The 14,172-nt window shown below is 71.5% G+C and carries 15 protein-coding genes and 1 pseudogene; 12 read left to right on the forward strand and 4 right to left on the reverse strand.

The window, feature by feature from the left end:
• Position 1: 1 nt before the first annotated feature.
• Both RAN62_RS35290 and RAN62_RS35295 read right to left on the reverse strand, forming a co-directional pair.
• Positions 2-448 carry a hypothetical protein gene (locus RAN62_RS35290; protein WP_305789190.1) on the reverse strand — a complete coding sequence of 149 codons (447 nt, stop codon included), beginning with the start codon at positions 446-448 and terminating at the stop codon, positions 2-4.
• A 59-nt stretch (positions 449-507) separates the two neighbouring features.
• Positions 508-993 carry a GNAT family N-acetyltransferase gene (locus RAN62_RS35295; protein ID WP_305789191.1) on the reverse strand — a complete coding sequence of 162 codons (486 nt, stop codon included), beginning with the start codon at positions 991-993 and terminating at the stop codon, positions 508-510.
• A 56-nt stretch (positions 994-1,049) separates the two neighbouring features.
• On the opposite strand from RAN62_RS35295, the gene RAN62_RS35300 reads away from it, so the two are divergent.
• Together RAN62_RS35300 and RAN62_RS35305 are read left to right on the forward strand one after the other, a co-directional pair.
• Complete coding sequence (locus RAN62_RS35300) at positions 1,050-1,724, forward strand: TetR/AcrR family transcriptional regulator (protein ID WP_305789192.1); 675 nt, start codon at positions 1,050-1,052, stop codon at positions 1,722-1,724.
• Positions 1,725-1,807: 83 nt separating this feature from the next.
• The gene (locus RAN62_RS35305) at positions 1,808-2,932 is read left to right on the forward strand and encodes an FAD-dependent oxidoreductase (protein WP_305789193.1); all 1,125 of its coding nucleotides are present in this window, start codon (positions 1,808-1,810) and stop codon (positions 2,930-2,932) included.
• Here RAN62_RS35305 and RAN62_RS35310 read toward each other — a convergent pair.
• The gene (locus RAN62_RS35310) at positions 2,916-3,380 is read right to left on the reverse strand and encodes an Lrp/AsnC family transcriptional regulator (RefSeq protein ID WP_305789194.1); all 465 of its coding nucleotides are present in this window, start codon (positions 3,378-3,380) and stop codon (positions 2,916-2,918) included. The genes RAN62_RS35305 and RAN62_RS35310 overlap by 17 nt on opposite strands.
• Positions 3,381-3,451: 71 nt before the next feature.
• On the opposite strand from RAN62_RS35310, the gene RAN62_RS35315 reads away from it, so the two are divergent.
• From RAN62_RS35315 to RAN62_RS35360, 10 genes and pseudogenes are all read left to right on the forward strand, one after another.
• Entirely contained in the window at positions 3,452-3,913 is a 462-nt protein-coding gene (locus RAN62_RS35315; RefSeq protein WP_305789195.1) for a DUF2000 domain-containing protein, read from the forward strand.
• Positions 3,914-3,984: 71 nt separating this feature from the next.
• A complete protein-coding gene (locus RAN62_RS35320; protein WP_305789196.1) occupies positions 3,985-4,317 on the forward strand; it encodes a DUF2750 domain-containing protein in 333 nt (110 codons plus the stop codon).
• Between the two features lie 141 nt (positions 4,318-4,458).
• Positions 4,459-4,674 carry a Flp family type IVb pilin gene (locus RAN62_RS35325; RefSeq protein WP_305789197.1) on the forward strand — a complete coding sequence of 72 codons (216 nt, stop codon included), beginning with the start codon at positions 4,459-4,461 and terminating at the stop codon, positions 4,672-4,674.
• Positions 4,675-4,700: 26 nt separating this feature from the next.
• Positions 4,701-5,075 (forward strand): annotated as a pseudogene (locus RAN62_RS35330) (TadE/TadG family type IV pilus assembly protein); the annotation flags it as partial.
• The gene (locus RAN62_RS35335; protein WP_305789198.1) at positions 5,063-6,148 is read left to right on the forward strand and encodes a Tad domain-containing protein; all 1,086 of its coding nucleotides are present in this window, start codon (positions 5,063-5,065) and stop codon (positions 6,146-6,148) included. The pseudogene RAN62_RS35330 and the gene RAN62_RS35335, both read left to right, overlap by 13 nt.
• A 10-nt stretch (positions 6,149-6,158) precedes the next feature.
• A complete protein-coding gene (gene cpaB / locus RAN62_RS35340; protein WP_305789199.1) occupies positions 6,159-6,896 on the forward strand; it encodes a Flp pilus assembly protein CpaB in 738 nt (245 codons plus the stop codon).
• On the forward strand, positions 6,893-8,068 hold the full coding sequence (locus tag RAN62_RS35345; RefSeq protein ID WP_305789200.1) for a CpaE/TadZ family protein: 1,176 nt from the start codon (positions 6,893-6,895) through the stop codon (positions 8,066-8,068). Before cpaB ends, RAN62_RS35345 begins: the two co-directional genes overlap by 4 nt.
• A 59-nt stretch (positions 8,069-8,127) precedes the next feature.
• Positions 8,128-9,429, forward strand: a complete 1,302-nt coding sequence (locus RAN62_RS35350; RefSeq protein WP_305789201.1) for a TadA family conjugal transfer-associated ATPase — start codon at positions 8,128-8,130, stop codon at positions 9,427-9,429.
• Positions 9,426-10,373 carry a type II secretion system F family protein gene (locus tag RAN62_RS35355; RefSeq protein WP_305789202.1) on the forward strand — a complete coding sequence of 316 codons (948 nt, stop codon included), beginning with the start codon at positions 9,426-9,428 and terminating at the stop codon, positions 10,371-10,373. Before RAN62_RS35350 ends, RAN62_RS35355 begins: the two co-directional genes overlap by 4 nt.
• Entirely contained in the window at positions 10,373-11,296 is a 924-nt protein-coding gene (locus RAN62_RS35360) for a type II secretion system F family protein (protein WP_305789203.1), read from the forward strand. The genes RAN62_RS35355 and RAN62_RS35360 overlap by 1 nt, the downstream gene beginning before the upstream one ends.
• Here RAN62_RS35360 and RAN62_RS35365 read toward each other — a convergent pair.
• Positions 11,235-14,027, reverse strand: coding sequence for a transglycosylase domain-containing protein (locus RAN62_RS35365; RefSeq protein ID WP_305789204.1), 2,793 nt, complete (start codon positions 14,025-14,027; stop codon positions 11,235-11,237). The genes RAN62_RS35360 and RAN62_RS35365 overlap by 62 nt on opposite strands.
• Positions 14,028-14,172: the final 145 nt, after the last annotated feature.

Here is a 14,172-nt window from a genome sequence, read left to right on the forward strand (position 1 = left end):
CTCACGCCTTGTTCTTCAGTACGGTCAGAGCCACCTCGAACCGCTTGGACTTCTCGACCGGGTTGTCGCCGCACGTGTTGTAGGAGATCTCCGCCGTCAGCGGCACCTCGGTCGTCTTGCCGTAGTCCGCCGTCACCCGGAACGCCGTGCGCTGCGGCTTGTCCTTGGCGCCGAGCGTGTTCGCGGTGGCGAAGGACGAGTAGGTCGCCGTGTTCGCCGGGTAGTCGACGGTCACCTTGCGGCCGCTGAGCCACACCTTGGCGTCGCAAACCGGCTTCTGCGTGTCCCACCAGACGTCCACCCAGGTCGCCACGTGCGCCTTGACCGGCTTGACGTAGTCGAGGAACGGGTGCGGGCCCACCTTCGCCGCCGCGGCCGCGGGAGTGGCCGTCGCCACCGTCGCGATCGCCGCCGCCGCCGTCACCACCGTCGCCAGAGTCCTGCGCATGCCGTTTCCCTCCGCTTGCCGGGCCGGCCCCCGTGCGCGGCCCGTTTCAGCCGAGGTTATTACAACTTTTGGTACATTATGTGCAGTCCGACAAGGCCGTGCGCCGCCGAGTCGAATGCCTCCGGGATCGTGGTCATCACGGCGAAACCCAGGGACTTCCACAGCCGTACGGCCACTACGTTCGACTCCACGACGGCGTTGAACTGGATCCCGTGGTAGCCCTCGGCGCGCGCCCAGGCGATCAGGTGCTCGCCGAGCGCCCGACCCACTCCCCTGCCCTGAGCCGCCGGACTGACCATGAAGCTGCCCGTCGCGATGTGCGACCCCGGGCCCGGCTTGTTCGGACCCATCTTGGCCGAGCCGAGGATCGTCCTCCCGTCGACGGCGACCACCGTGCGCCCCGGAGGCTGCTCCATCCAGATGGCCCGGGCCTCGTCGCTGCTCGCCCCGAGGGGGTAGACGTAGGTCTCGCGGGCCTGGACGATCTCGGACCAGAACGGGTAGATGGCGGGCCAGTCGTCCGCGGTCGCTTCCCTGATGTCCATGCCGTGACTCTAACCACCCTTGCAGCTTAACGAACATGTTCGTTACGATCGTGTTCGTGAGCCCCCGACGCGAGCCTGTCAGCCGCCGCACCCGCCCCACGAAGGCTCCGCTCAGCCGGGAAGCCCTCGTTTCCGCGGCGATGCACGTCATGCGCACCGAGGGCCTGGAGCGCCTGACGATGCGCCGGCTGGCCGCCGAGCTCGACACGGGCCCGGCCGCCATCTATGTGTACGTGCGGAACGTCGCCGAGCTGCACGGCGCGATCCTCGACGAGCTCCTGGTCAACCTCGAGCTGGAGATCGACGACCCCTGGGAGGCCACCCTGGTCGACCTGCTGTGCTCCTACACCGAGCTGCTGTTCGACCATCCGAGCCTGGCCCGCTCGGTGCTGACGCTGCGCCCGACCGGCCTCAACTACCTGCGGCTGACCGATACCCTCCTGGGCCTGCTGCACGCGGGCGGGGTGCCCGTGGCGAGGGCCGCCTGGGGCGTCGACCTGCTCCTGCAGCACGCCACGGCGACGGCGGCCGAGCAGGGCACCCGCAGCGAGTCGGCCGACGCCGGGCGGGAGGACGAGACGCTGCAGGCAGTTCTGCGCGAGGCGCCCGCCGCCGGCTATCCGAACATCGCCCGGGCGCGGGACGACCTGTTCTCCGGCACCGGGCAGCAGCGTCTGGCATGGGCCTTCCATGCCCTGATCGCCGGCATCCGCACCGTCCCGACTCCTTGAGACTCCCCCGCTCCGGCGGGGTTTTCGCTTGCCCTTCCAGAACATGTTCGTCACGAACACGTTCGCTACGACAGGAGAACCTCATGACCACTCCGATCGCCATCGTCGGCGCCGGGCTCGGCGGCCTCGCGCTCGCCCGGGTCCTGCACATCCACGGCATCGCCGCGACCGTCTACGAGCTGGACGCCTCGCCCGAGGCCCGCACCCAGGGCGGCATGCTCGACATCCACGACTACAACGGCCAGGTCGCCCTCCGGGCCGCCGGCCTCCACGAGGAGTTCCGGCGCATCGTCCACCCCGGCGGCGAGGCGATGCGCGTCCTCGACAAGCACGGCACGGTGCACGCGGACGAGGCCGACGAGGGTGACCGCGGCCGGCCCGAAGTCGACCGGGGCGACCTGCGGCGGATGCTGCTCGGCTCGCTTCCGGCGGGCACGGTCCACTGGGGCAGCAAGGTCGCCGGGGTGCGGGCGCTCGGCGGCGGGCGGCACGAGCTGAGCTTCGCCGACGGCAGCACCACGGGGACAGAGCTGCTGGTGGGGGCGGACGGCGCCTGGTCGCGCATCCGGCCGCTGCTGTCCGGCGCCCGGCCCGCGTACGCCGGCATGTCCTTCGTCGAGGCCTACCTGCACGACGCCGACACCCGGCACCCGGGTCCCGCGCGCACGGTCGGCGGGGGCATGCTCTTCGCCCTCGGGCCCGGCAACGGCTTCCTCGCGCACCGGGAGACCGACGGCAGCCTGCACATCTACATCGCCGTCACCAAGCCGGCCGAGTGGATCGACACCCCGGACCTCGAGCCGGCGCTGCTCGCGGAATTCCACGACTGGGCGCCCGAGTTCCGGGCGCTCATCACGGAGGCCGACGGGCCGCTCGTGCCGCGGACCATCAACGCGCTGCCGATCGAGCACCGCTGGGAGCGCGTACCGGGGGTCACCCTGCTCGGCGACGCCGCCCACCTGATGTCGCCCTTCGCCGGGGAGGGCGCCAACCTGGCGATGCTCGACGGCGCCGAGCTCGGACAGGCCGTCGCCGCGCACCCGGGCGACATCGAGGCCGCCCTCACCGCGTACGAGCAGAAGCTCTTTCCCCGCAGCGCCGCGGCGGCCGCGGAAGCCGCCCGCAACCTGGAGCTGTGCTTCGACGAGCGGGCGCCGCACAGCCTGCTCGACCAGTTCCGGGTCTACGACCTCACCGGGCAGGAGTGATGCGGGTGTTGCGCAGGTGCTCGTAGACCACGGACGTGCGGACGTCCGCCACGTGCGCGTGCTCGGTCAGCTTGTCGATGACGAAGGCGTACAGGCTGTCGTTGTCGGGCACCGCCACGTGGATCAGGAAGTCCTCGCTGCCACTGGTCACGAAGACGCCGAGGGTGTCCGGCAGGCCGGCGGCCCAGGTGCGGAAGGCCTCGATGTTGCGGCGCGACGGCGGGCGGATGCGGACCGCGATGAGCGCCTGGACCGGGCGGCCGATCGCGGCGAGGTCGAGCTCCAGGCTGGCGCCGCGGATGACGCCGCGGTCGCGCAGGGCCCGGGTGCGGTCGAGCGCCGTCGTCGGCGAGATGCCCACGGCGGCGGCGACGTCGCGGTTGGTGCGCCGTGCATCCACCTGCAACTCGCGCAGCAGCGCCGTATCAAGTTCGTCCAGGTCAGCCATTCGCCGACTCTAGCCGAATTAAGTACGGATTCCTTGCCGTGTAGCCGTCACAATGCCTACCGTTTTTCGTCATGGACGTAGGTTTCACTCCCGACGAGATCCGCACCGACGAGCCCACCCGGTCCGCCCGCCTCAAGTGGGTCGTCGTGGTCGACGAGGCCCTGCCGCCCGGCCGGGCCGCCAACGCCGCCATCTGCGTCGCCGCCGCCACCGCCACGTCGGTCACCGGGCTGATCGGGCCGGAGGCCAAGGACGCGGACGGCGCCGTGCACCCGGGGCTGCCGTGGGCCGGCTGCACGGTGCTGGGCGCCCCGGCCGCGCGGCTCGGGGAGATCCGGGCGAAGGCGGCGGCCACGCTCGGCGTCTTCGTGGCCGACATGCCGGTCAACGCCCAGGCGACCCGGGTCTACGACGAATATCTGCGGCAGGTGACGGAGGCGGCGGGCGCGGATCTCGCGTACCACGCGGTCAGCCTGGTCGGGCCGCGCAACCGGATCGACAAGCTGGTGCACCGGCTGGCCCTGCTGGGCTGATTTATTCGTTCAAATCACCTGCAACCCTCCGAAGGGCGACACTGACGGTGTCGCGACCGGAAGGGGACGGGATGTCGCTCAGTGCGGCCCACGCTGCGGCGTTCCGGCGGGAGGCGCCCGCCGAGGGGCGGGTCTTCACGATCCGCGACTCCGGCGGTTACCCCGCCCCGGGCGGCGCGCTGCCCTTCTGGTCCAAGCGGAGCCGGGCCGAGCGGGTCGTCGGCGCCGTGGACGCGTACCACGGCTTCGAGATCGTCGACATCCCGCTCGGGGACTGGCTGGACAGCTGGCTGCCCGGGTTGCGGCGCGACGACCTCCTCGTCGGCGTCAACTGGGCCGGGGCCCGGGCCACCGGCTTCGACCTCACCCCGGCCCGCGTGGCCGGCTGGTTCACCGCGCTATGACCCCGCGCACCGAGCGGCAACTTATCCGCAGCCCGATGATGACCCCCAACGCTTCAGAGACTCCCGCCGGGACCGATACACATTGCGACAGGCTGACCATGCCGGCGCAAGTGCTCGCGGCACCCCAGAAGGAGACACCCGATGCTCATCACCCTGCTGCGCGAGATGGCGCGTCGTCTGCCCCTGCTGGGCAACGACGACGAGGGTGCGACCGCGGTGGAGTACGCGCTGCTGGTCGGGCTCATCGCCGTCATCATCATCTCGAGCGTGACCCTGCTCGGCGGCAACATCGACGCGATGTTCGACGACGTGGCGAACCAGCTCGGCGGGGGCACGGACGACACCACGACGCCGTAACGAGGGCCGATCAGGGGGCAGCAGCCGTCGAGATGGCGATCGTCCTGCCGCTGCTGCTCCTGATCGTCTTCGGCATCATCGAGTTCGGCATCGGCTTCAACCGCCAGCTCAAGGTGACCGAGGCCGCCCACGAGGGCGCCCGGGTCGCCGCGCTGGGCGGGTCCGCGGAGGCGGTGCGGGACAAGGTCCGGCAAGTGCTGGGCGAGATGTCGGACGCGGAACTCGATGTCCCGCCGCCGACCCTGTGCGATGCCGACGCCGCGGGCGGCGACGCAGTCGTCGATGTCTCGCTCTACTACTGGTCGCCGACCGGCCTGGGCGCGCTGATGGCCCGCTTCGGCAGTCGCGACATCACAAGCTTTGAGATCCGGGCCACGGGCGTGATGTCATGCGTCGGCTGAGCTCCGGAGGAAACGACGAAGGCGCCGTCGCGGTCCTCGTCGCCGTGTTGCTGACCGGCGGCGTCCTGCTCGGCTCGGCCGCGCTGGTCATCGACGTCGGCGGCCTCTACGCCAAGCGTGAGCAGCTGCAGGCCGGGGCGGACGCCGCCTCCTGGGCCATCGCCGAGGCGTGCATCGAGGCACCGGACACTTGCTCGAACCAGGTCCAGCAGCCGCGCGCCGACGAGCTCATGGCCCGGCAGGTCTATGGGCCGGGCGAGGGCAACAATCTGAGCGCCGCCGCGGCCACCCAGGTGTGCGTCGACGGCATCGACTGCGCGGCCTGGAACACCAACGTCGAGTGCCCGTCCCAGCGGTTGTCCTTCGGCGACTACGTCGAGGTCCGCGCGTACTACCAGGACGGCGACGACCTCGTCATGCCCGCACCCTTCGCCGGGCTGTTCGGCCACGAGAAGAAGGGCTCGAAGGTCGGCGCCTGCTCCCGTGTCTCGTGGGCGCCCCCGCAGAGCATGACCGTCACCGCCCTCGGCCTCTCGGCCGGCTGCTTCGACGGCGTCACCTACTACCGCGCCGACCGGCCGGAAGAGCCGACCGGCTTGGTGCCGCTGCAGTCGCTGCCCGATCCGGACCCGGCGGGCTACGTCACGGCCTCGCCGGACGGCGCGTGCCAGTGGAAGGTGCTCGGCGGCGACTCCGGCACCGGCGACTGCGTGGCCACCTATCAGCCGCGGCAGCAGGCGGCCACCGATGACGACATCGCCTGGCGGACGGCCTGCTCCCAGGCTGTCACCGACGCGTCGGCCGCCGGCGCACCGCTGCTGCTGCCGGTCTTCGACACCAGCGGGCCCATCGACGACGGCGGCGAGATCTACAGCGCCGCGGCGGGCGACGAGGTCACCGTCATCGGGTTCGCCGCGTTCCGGCCGACCGGCAGCCCGGCCGGCTGCGACGGCGCCACCTGCGCGACGGTGACCGGCTATTTCACGAAGGTGCTCGCGCCGCGGTCGCGGCCCCGGTTCACCGATGACGTGCCCCGGGACTTCGGCGTGACGGTGATCGGACGTACGGGATGACGGGGGAATCATGCGACGCCGGATTCTGATCGCGCTGGCCGCGCTGGTCCTCGCGGGGCTCAGCGGCGTGTCCGTGGCGCTCTACGCGCGCGGGGTCGACCAGCGGGCGGTGGACGGGCGGCAGGCGGTGTCCGTGCTGCTGGCCAAGCAACGCATCCCCGCGGGCACGACCGGGGCCGACATCCGCGCCAAGGGGCTGGCCCGGGAGGTGGTGATGCCGGTGGAGACCGTGCCGGAAGGGGCGCTCAAGACCCTGAGCACGAGCCTCGACGACTTGCGGCTGTCGTCCGATCTCGCCCCGGACCAGCTGATCCTGCGGGGACAATTCGCCGCCCGGGAAGCCGCGACCGTGGGCGTCCCGAAGGGTCAGCTGGGCGTGAGCATCGAGGTGACCATGGCGCCCGGCGTCGCGGAGAAGGTGGCCGCCGGGGACAGGGTCACGGTGTTCGTCACGTACCCGCGCGGTGTGCAGCCCGGATCGCAGAAGACGCGGGTGCTGCTGCCGGCCGCCACGGTCATCAGCATCACCACGGGACAGCCCAGTGACGTACGGCCGGCGCCCACCTCCACGCGGGCGAGTGCGACGACCCGGTCGTACCCGGCGACTCTGGCCGTCGGACAGGCGGACGCGACGCGGCTCGTGCACGCGGCGCAGACCGGCGAGGTCTACCTGGGTCTGCTGGGCGAGGGCACCCAGGTCACCCCGTCGACGGCAGTGGACCTGGACAGCCTGTGGGGGAAGCCGTGACCTTCTACGTCTACGTGGAGCCGGATCCGGAGCGGCGGCGGACGTTCGGCGCCCGGTACGGCGAGTACGGCTTCGACGTCGTCGACGAGCTCGCCGACCTGGACACGCACCTGCCGCGCAATCCCGAGACGCTGCTGGTGATGCTCGGGGCCACGGTCGACCTGGACGCGGCGCTGGCCTTCACGGCGTACCAAAGGGTGCAGCGTCCTTTGATCGGTGTTCTTCTGCTGCGCGAGACGCTGGACCCGGAGGTGCTGGCCGCGGCCATGCGGGCCGGGGTCCGCGAGGTGGTCGAGGAGACCGACATCGAGGGCATCCGGCTGGCCGCGGCCCGCTCGATCGACCTCTCGAAGGCGCTGAGCGCGACCATGCGGACGGCCGGGGACTCCGGGGCGCAGGCCAAGGTCATCACGGTCTTCGCGGGCAAGGGCGGCTGCGGCAAGAGCGTCGTGGCCACCAACCTCGCCGCCGCCCTGGCCGCCGGGGGTGCCCGCCGGGTGCTGCTCGTGGATCTCGCGTTGCAGTTCGGCGACGTCGCGATCATGCTGCAACTGCCGCCGGAGCGCAGCGTGTCGGACATGATCGCGATGACCGGCAAGGTGGACGAGGCCGGGCTGCGATCGGTGATCACGCCCTACCGGCCCGGCCTCGACGCGCTGCTCGCGCCGGCCAGCCCGGCCGAGGGCGAGCACGTGAGCCGCGAGCTGGTCACCGAGATGCTCGAGGTCGCCCGGACCATGTACGACTTCATCGTCCTGGACACCCCGCCGGCGGTCACCGATCAGGTGCTGTCCGCGCTGGACCTCACGGACTGGTTCGTGCCCATCGTGACGCCGGACCTGCCGACGCTGAAGAGCGTGCGGCTGACCGTCGAGATGTTCGACCTGCTGGAGTACCCGCGGGACAAGCGGCTGGTGGTCTTCAACCGCGCCAACACCGAGGTCGGGCTGTCGGTCGAGGACGTCGAGGAGGCGGTGGGCGCGCACTTGTCGGTGCACGTGCCGTCGTCGCGGGACGTACCGGTGTCGGTCAACCGGGGCGTGCCGCTGGTGCTGCAGGATCCGACGCACCCGGTGAGCCTCGCGATGCGCCGGCTCGCCGACCGCTGCGCCGGGGTGGTGCGGGAGCCGGAGAGCAAGCGGCGGCTGCTCGCCTTCGGACGGCGCCGGTGAGCCTGTCCGAGCGCATCGCGGCGCGTACGCAATCTCAGGAAACGCAGGTCCCCGCACCGGTGACCCCTGTCTCGGCCAGCACCGAGCGCTACCGGGCCGCCGGTGTGCAGGCCGGGGACGCGGTCACCGAGGTCCGGCTGCGGATTCAGCGGCAGCTCGCCGACGAGCTCGGCCCGACCCTGTACGCCGCCGACGCCCAGGGCGAGGATCTCGAGGCCCGCGTCCAGCAGACCCTCGCCGAGCTGATCGCCCGGGAGCAGACCCCGCTCGCCGGGGCCGACCGGGTGCGCATCATCCGCGACGTCACCGACGACGTGCTCGGCCACGGGCCGATCGAGTCGCTGCTGCGCGACCCGTCGGTGAGCGAGGTGATGGTCAACGGCCCGGACCTGGTCTACGTCGAGCGGTACGGCCGGCTCGAGCGCGCCGACGTCGAGTTCGACGACGAGGCCCACCTGCGGCGCATCATCGACCGGATCTGCTCGCGCGTGGGTCGGCGGGTCGACGAGGCGAGTCCCATGGTGGACGCGCGCCTGCCCGACGGCAGCCGGGTCAACGCCGTCGTGCCGCCGGTCGCGCTGGACGGGTCGTCGCTGACGATCCGCAAGTTCTCCGTGTCGCCTCTGACGGTCGCGGACCTGATCCGCTTCGGGACGCTCAGCGAGAAGACGGCGACCTTCCTCGAGAACTGTGTGCGGGGCCGGCGGAACATCGTGGTCAGCGGCGGGACGGGCTCGGGCAAGACGACCATGCTCAACGTGCTGAGCGGCTACATCCCGTACGACGAACGGGTCGTCACCATCGAGGACGCGGCCGAGCTGCAGCTGCGCCAGGAGCACGTGGTCCGCATGGAGTCACGCCCCAAGAACTCCGAGGGGCGCGGCCAGATCACGACCCGCGACCTGGTTCGCAACGCCCTGCGGATGCGCCCCGACCGGATCGTCGTCGGCGAGGTGCGCGACGCCGCGGCGCTCGACATGCTGCAGGCGATGAACACCGGGCACGACGGCTCGCTGACCACCCTGCACGCCAACGCGCCCCGCGACGCCATCGCCCGGATGGAGACGATGGTGCTGATGGGCGGGCTCGACCTGCCCGTGCGCGCGATCCGCGACCAGATCGCCGCCGCCGTCGACGTCATCATCCAGGTCAGCCGGCTCAAGGACGGCAGCCGCCGGATCACGCACATCTCCGAGGTGGTCGGCATGGAGTCCGACATCGTCAGCCTGCAGGACCTGTACCTCTTCGACCACCGGGCCACCCGCCTGGAACCGACCGGCCTGCGCCCGCGCTTCGCCGACGACCTGGCCCTCTACGGGGTGACGATGCCCGCGTCGCTGTTCACGAAGGGGCGCCGATGATCTGGTTCTCTGCTCTTGCCGCTGCGGGCGCCGTCTTCCTGCTGGCTTATCTGATCCTCGACGCGCTCTTCGGGCGCACCTTCTTCCAGCGGCGGCTCGCGGCGCTGCGCAGTTTCGCCGTGCAGACCCCCGTCCGCGTACGCCTCGCCTCTCTGGTCCGCGCGCAGATCGACCGCGTGGGAGCGGGGCTGGGCCGGGTCTTCCGCTTCCACGACCAGGCCCGCCTCGACGCCGCCGCCCTGCCGATCCGGGCGGCCGAATGGCTGGTCATCCGGTGCGCCGCCGCCCTCGCCTGTGCCCTGCTGCTCGGCCTGCTGCTGCCGTCGCTCCTCGGCGTCTCGCTCGGGCTCGTCGCCGGCTTCCTCGTGCCGAACGCGCTGCTCACCGGGCGCATCGAGCGGCGCAAGCGGCACTTCGCCGAGGAGCTGCCCGAGACGTTGCAGATGGTCGTCAGCTCCCTGCGCGCCGGCTTCACGCTGCAGCACGGCATCGAGAACGCGGTGCGCGACAGCGAGGGCCCGGTCGCCGCGGAGATGCGCCGGGCGCTGTCGGAGACCCGGCTCGGTGCCGAGCTGGAGGACGCGCTCGAGGGCGTCGGCGCCCGCACGGGGAACCATGACATGCAATGGCTCGTGATGGCGCTGCGACTGCAACGCGAGGTCGGCGGGAGCCTGTCCGAGGTGCTCCAGACGACCGCCGACACCATGCGCGAGCGGGAGAATCTGCGACGCACCATCCGTACGCTCTCCGCCGAAGGCCGCCTCTCCGCCTCGATCCTGTTCGCCCTGCCCGTGGTGATCGGGCTGTGGATGTTCCTGTTCCGCACCGACTACATCCGGCCGCTGATCACCGAGCCGCTCGGTCTCGTGATGCTGGCCGTCGCCGCCGGGCTGCTCGTCGTCGGCGGGTTGTGGCTGCGCCGCGTCGTGCGGGTCGTGGTCTGATGCTGCTGCCCCTCGTCGCCGCGTTCGCGGTGCTCGCCGCCAGTGCCTCCGCCGCCCTGTTCGTGCTCGCTGTCGCACTGCCGCCCACCCGGGGCGAGCGGATGATGACCACGCTGCGCCGCTTCGGCAGCGTCGGCGGCCGGCTGCGCGACGAGCGCCGCCCGGCCCTCGACCGCCGCATCGAGGAGGCGTTCCACGAGGCCTTCGACCGGCTCGGCCGCGCGGTCACCCCGGCCTCCGCCCGCGTACGCCTGGAGCGCCTCCTCGACTACGCCGGCAACCCGGACGACCGCCCGATCGACGCGGTCGTGCGCCGCCGCGCCCAGTTCCTCGTGGCCGGGGGCCTGGCCGGGCTGCTGGGCGGCGCGGCCCTGGCCGGTCTGCCCGGGGCGCTGACGGCCGGCCCGGCCGCGGCGGTGCTCGGCGTTTTCCTGCCCGACCTCATCGTGTACGACCTCGGCGCCAAGCGGCAGCGTGACCTCGCCCGGTCGTTGCCCGACGTGCTCGACGCGCTGGTCATCGGGGTCGAGGCGGGGCTCGGGCTGGACGCGGCCATGGCCCAGGTGGCGGCGAACCTGGCCGGCCCGATGCCCGCCGAGGTCCACCGCGTGCTGCAGGAGATGCGGATCGGCGTTTCCCGTACGGACGCCCTGCGCGCGTTGTCGGCGCGGACGACCGTACGGGAGCTGCGCGCCTTCGTCACCGCCGTGATCCAGGCCGGGGAGCTCGGGGTGCCGATCGCCGACGTGCTGCGGGAGCACTCGCTCCAGCAGCGGACCAAGCGGCGGCAGCAGGCCGAGGAGCAGGCTCAGAAGGTGCCGGTCAAGCTCCTCTTCCCGGTGTTGTTCTGCCTCTTCCCCGTCATCTTTGTGGTGATTCTGGGGCCTGGGGTGCTTCGCTTGCTGTCCACCCTGGGTCACTAGAGCTTGGCATTCCGGACGGCGTCTCCGTCGGCTCGTCCGAGGGCGGGTTGCTGCTCGGCGTCTCCGTCGGCGTGCTTTCCGGCTCGTGGGTCGGGGTGCTTTCCGGCTCGTGGGTCGGGTCAGCTGTCGGGTCAGTTGTCGGATTTGTCGTTTGTGTCGGCTGCGGCAGCGGCTTCAGGTCCACCGTGCGCTCGGGCAGGTCGAACTTCCAGCCCTTCGCGAGCAGGCGCGGGATCAGCTTCTTCAGTGCCTCGTACGTCTGCTCGCGCTCGCCGCCACCGTCGTGCACCAGCACCACCGCGCGCGGCGTGAGCTGCTCCTCGATCCGGCCGGCGATGACGTCGGCGCCGGGCAGCAGCCAGTCGTCCGGGTCAACGACCCAGCCCAGCGGGGTGTGCCCCAGCTTCACGGCCTCCTTGGCCGACTTGCCGAACGAGCCGTACGGCGCCCGGTAGTACGGGACCGTGGCCCCGGGTGCGGCGGCGGCGATCGCGGCGTCGGTGCGCTCGATGTCCTTCCTCGCCTCGGCGGCCGGGATGATGCCCAGGTCGTCGTGCTTCCAGGAGTGGTTGCAGAGCTGGTGCCCCTCGGCGACGACCCGGCGGACCAGCTCCGGATAGCGCTCGACCTCCTCGCCGACCATGCAGAAGGTGGCCTTGATGCCGTACTGGGACAGCAGGTCGAGCATCTGCGGCGTGTAGCTGGACGGGCCGTCGTCGAAGGTCAGCGCGAGTCGCTGGCCCGCGTGGGCGGTGCGGACGACCAGCAGGTTCGTCCCGGCCGTGGGTGTCGTGGACTGCTGGTCCGAGCCGCTGCTCTCACCGGGGTGCACCTTGCCGGCGTCGCCCACGTCGGTGCGGCCGAGGTGCGCCGCCTTGGGCAGGGGCGTCTTCTCCTCGCCCGCGAGCGCGTCCTTGGTGAAGTCGCGCCAGAGCCGCGCCGGGACGGTGTCGCCCGCGATCGCCTTGCCCTTGCTGTCGCGGATCGGGCCGGGCTTGGCCTTGCCGATCCACACGGACGTGGCCAGCTCCGGCGTGTAGCCGGCCATCCACGCGTCCTGGTTGTCCTTGGTGTTGCCCCACTGCTGCGTGCCGGACTTGCCCGCCGCCGGCCGGCCCGGGACGACCTTGTCCGCCTTGACCACGGCACTCAGCGCCTGCGTGATGTCCGCCGCCTGCCCGGCGGTGAGGACCGTCGTGGCGTCCGGAGCCGCCTCGTACAGCGTGCCGCCCTTGGCATCGGCCGCCAGCTGCACAAAGAACCGATCATGGCGTACGCCGCCCGAGGCGAATGTGGCATAGACGGTCGCCAGATCGGCCGGGGTGACGGCGTACCGTCCGATGGCGATGTCGGCCCGGGTCTGTCCGGGCTTCGGGTCGCCCTTGACGTCGACCAGCGTCTTCGCGCCCGCGTACTTCTCGGAGACGCCGAGCCGCCACGCCATGTCCCGCACCTTGCCGGCGCCGATCTGCTCGGTGACCGCGTAGAACGGCGTGTTGAGCGAGTCGACCATCGCCTGCTGCAGGGTGCAGTACGGGCACTGCTGGTCCTTCATGTTCTCCAGCGGCACGCCGAGCCGGCCCGGGAAGATCCGCGGCGAGCTGCCGTCCCACTTGGACTGCACGCTGATGTTCTCCTGCAGCGCCGCGGCGACGACGATCGGCTTGAACGTCGAGGCGGCCGGGTGCGCCGCCGACGCGTCGTCGAAGAAACCGCGCTGACTGCCGCCGTAGTACGCCCGGACGCCGCCGGTGGCCGGGTCGAGCGCGACCAGCGCCGCCCGCAGCCCGTCCGGCTGCTTGTCCAGCATGGCGGTCACCCGCTTGACCGCCGCTTGCTGGGCCTGCGCGTCGAGGGTCGTGACCACGGACAACCCCTGGGTGTGCAGCATCTGCGGGCTGATCCCGTGCGCGGCGAGCTCCCGCTCCACCCGGTCGACGATGATGCCGTCCGGGCCCGGGTCCTTCGCCGTGGCGGCGTCGACGTCCGGATAGGTCAGGCTTCCCGTCAGCCAGCCGCGCTCGCGCTCGGACTTGACCACCCAGTTCCACCGCTGGCGGGCGCGCTTGGCGTCGTGGGCGGGGTCGAAGCCGTACGGGTCCTTGATCACCGACGCGAGCACTGCGCCCTGCGCCGGGGTGAGCCGGTCCACCGTCACGCCGAAGTACGCGTTGGCCGCCGCAGCGATGCCCTGGGCGCCCCGGCCGAAGTAAATGGTGTTGAGGTAGCGCTCGAGGATCTCGTTCTTCGTGTACTCGCGCTCGAGCTGGACTGAGAGCGCGAACTCCTTGGCCTTGCGCTCCAGCGTGACGTCCTGGGTCAGGAACGCGTTGCGGGCGTACTGCTGCGTGATCGTCGACGCGCCCTCGTGGGAGCCCTCGACGTTGGCGACGACCGCGCGGAGGACGCCGCGGACGGAGACGCCGCTGTGCTCGTAGAAGTCACGGTCCTCCGCGGCCAGGATCGCGTTGCGTACGCCCTCGGGGACGGCCGACAGGGGTACGTCGCTGTGGTCCTCGGTGCCGACGCGGGCCAGGATCGTCGTGCCGTCGGCGAAGTAGAGCGTCGACGCCGACGCCTTGACCGGGGCGGCCGGCAGGGGGACGGAGTCGACGTAGGCCTCGGCGGCCGCGGTGCCCGTGCCGATGTAGAACGCCACGACGATCAGCAGCCGGAGCGCGATGCGGCGGGCGCGCCGCCATTTCCGGCTCCGGGAGGGGTCTTCGGTCACGCTGGCAAGACGTACACCGGGGCCGATTTGGTGGCCTGTAACTTTGGGCTACGGTTCACTCACGTTTCGGCGGAGCCGCGTGACCTGCCTTTTCCCGTACGTTGCAGGGACGGCCTATGAAACACGTCTCTCCGCGCCACAATTC

Source organism: Symbioplanes lichenis (assembly GCF_030709675.1).
In the GTDB taxonomy this organism is placed as follows: Bacteria; Actinomycetota; Actinomycetes; order Mycobacteriales; family Micromonosporaceae; genus Actinoplanes; species Actinoplanes lichenis.